The sequence below is a fragment of the Frankia sp. RB5 genome, from assembly GCF_059816245.1.
In genome coordinates this window covers 1-1,894 of sequence record NZ_JCBATA010000142.1, presented here as the reverse complement: position 1 = coordinate 1,894, position 1,894 = coordinate 1, and the positions used below count along the sequence as shown (strand labels likewise).

Here is a 1,894-nt window from a genome sequence, read left to right as displayed (position 1 = left end):
CAGTGCCTGGAACGTTTCCGTGGACACGACACCCCGGTAGTAGGCAGCCCACCCCCGGATGATCGGGTTGAGCGTGCGGATGACCGCGCTCGCGTTGGCCCCGCGCAGGGCCTTCATCGCGGCGGCCAGTCGTGCCCGGACACGCATGACCGCGTCCTTGCTGGGTTTTACTATCAGCTTCGGCCCGTAGCGCCGGACGTTGAACCCGAGGAAGTCGAAGCCCTCGTCGAGGTGGACCACACGGGTCTTGTCCTCGTTGAAGGCCAGCCCTCGGGCCGCCAGCCATGGCGTCAGCTGGGCTTTGACCTGTTCGGCCTGTTCCCGGCTGTCGCACAACGCCACGAAGTCGTCGCAGTACCGCACCAGCGCCGGTGTTCCCGTGATTGTTTCCTCGGACTTCCGGTAGGGATTCCACCCGTAGACGGTGCCTGCGGCTTGGCCCATCCCGTGCAGCGCGATATTAAAGAGTAACGGGCTGATCACACCACCTTGGGGAACTCCTTCGGTGGTGGGACGGTACCCGTCCAGGCCGATCACGCCCGCCGCCAGCCATCTGGCCACCACTTCCCGTCCCGGGAAGCTGCCCAGCAGCCCCAGCGTGTGATCATGGTCGACGTGGTCGAACGCCGCTTCCAGGTCCGCGTCCAGCGCCCACCGGCGTTTCGTCCGCGTGCCCGCCACGGTCCAGAAGATCGCGGCGACGGCGTCCTGGCAGCCGCGCCCAGGCCGGAAGCCATACGACTTCGGCTCGAACCTCGCTTCCCACTCTGGTTCCAACGCGGTGACCACCATCGCCTGAACCGCCCGATCGGCGATCACCGGTATTCCCAGCGTCCTGCTCTTGTTCTTTCCTCGCTTCGGGACGAGTACCCGCCTGACCGGTTGTGCGGTCCACGACCGGGACCGCTTTTGCACCGTGTCGGCCAGTTCGGCCTTCTCCGGCGCGTCCAGCACGACCCGGCCGTCCACCCCCGGAGTCAGACGGCCAGCATTGACCTCCGTCACCCGCCGCACGCTCACCTGAGCGTTCGCCAGAGACCGCAAGGCCAGCTTCTGCAGATTCCGGAGACGTTTCATGTCCCCGTCCCTTGACGCCGCGAAGATCCGTTGCCGTAGCCTGCGTACTTCCCGGTTCGCCTGGTCCCAGTCGATGTCGTACCAGTCCCAGCCGGGCCGGTCGTCCTCCGGTCCGTTCACCCCGGCGACCGCCGGGGTGTCCAACGTGTCCTTCGGTTCCGCCAGTAGGGTCGTCGGTTGTCTCCGCGGGCTCACCTGACCCACGTGGGCGCCCTTTCGGGCCCGGACACCAGGTCCGGTATCCGGCCGGTTCCTCCCATGGCCCACGCCAGGAGGAGGCGCGACTACGGTCATGGTCTTCCCGTCACCTTTCGGCCTGCCGGCATTCGCTTCTTGGGTCATCCTGCTCCCGCCGGGGGATCGGCCTTCCTCACGGTCGGCTCACCAGCCCTCACGGGCCGGACCACGACGGGGTTCCACGTTCCACACGCACAAGCAACGACCGGATTGGGTGCCCTCTCGACCCCGGGGACGGCGGTGCCCGCCACGACCGCTACCGAATGGACGGCCGTCGCCTGCCGCCTCACAACGGCATGGTCCCTAAACCCCGGGAGTCCTTCCATCTATCCGAGGCTCAACGTAACGAGGCATCATCGAGGGTTCACTCGCGTTCACCCGCCCGGCCTTTCTCTCACCTGTAACCCCCGGATGGATCAGGGGCCCTTGGGCTTTCCCCGGAGCTTCGCACCCCGCCGTTACCGGCGACGCACGTCCAGGTGGGAACGGGCCATCGGGCACTGGCCCGGGACTATATCGCCGGTATCAACCGGCCCTCCTTCCGATACATCCACTTGTCACGTGCGACCTCGTGTCGCAC

The 1,894-nt window shown here is 66.8% G+C and carries 1 protein-coding gene; it reads right to left on the bottom strand.

Annotated features, from left to right (window positions below; translation table 11 throughout):
- Positions 1-1,221, bottom strand: a 1,221-nt coding sequence (locus AC6EXY_RS33175; RefSeq protein WP_499842479.1) for a reverse transcriptase domain-containing protein, incomplete at its 3' end; no start/stop codon positions are given.
- Positions 1,222-1,894 lie beyond the last annotated feature (673 nt).